The following is a 506-nucleotide window of genomic DNA, read 5'->3' as shown; positions in this document are numbered from 1 at the left end:
GTGTCCCGGAGGTAGAGCACTGATTGAACTAGGGGCCCTCACCGGGTTACCGAATTCAGTCAAACTCCGAATGCCGGCGACACAGCCTTGGGAGTCAGACTATGGGTGATAAGGTTCATAGTCGAAAGGGAAACAGCCCGGACCGCCAGCTAAGGTCCCTAAGTATACGTTAAGTGGAAAAGGATGTGGAGTTGCCCAGACAACCAGTATGTTGGCTTAGAAGCAGCCATCATTTAAAGAGTGCGTAATAGCTCACTGGTCGAGTGACTCTGCGCCGAAAATGTACCGGGGCTAAACGTATCACCGAAGCTGCGGATTGTTCTTACGAACAATGGTAGGAGAGCGTTCCAAAGGCTGTGAAGCCAGACCGTGAGGACTGGTGGAGCGTTTGGAAGTGAGAATGCCGGTATGAGTAGCGAAAAAAGAGTGAGAATCTCTTTCACCGAATGCCTAAGGATTCCTGAGGAAGGCTCGTCCGCTCAGGGTTAGTCGGGACCTAAGCCGAG

Annotated in this window: 1 rRNA gene; it reads left to right on the top strand. The window is 52.0% G+C overall.

Features of this window, described 5'->3' with window-relative positions:
• Window positions 1–506 (top strand): 23S ribosomal RNA (locus ACFQ4A_RS16335); the annotation flags it as partial.

The organism is Lentibacillus salinarum (genome assembly GCF_042679865.1).
Classification (GTDB): domain Bacteria; phylum Bacillota; class Bacilli; order Bacillales; family Amphibacillaceae; genus Lentibacillus; species Lentibacillus salinarum.
This window is presented reverse-complemented; position numbering and strand designations above follow the sequence as displayed.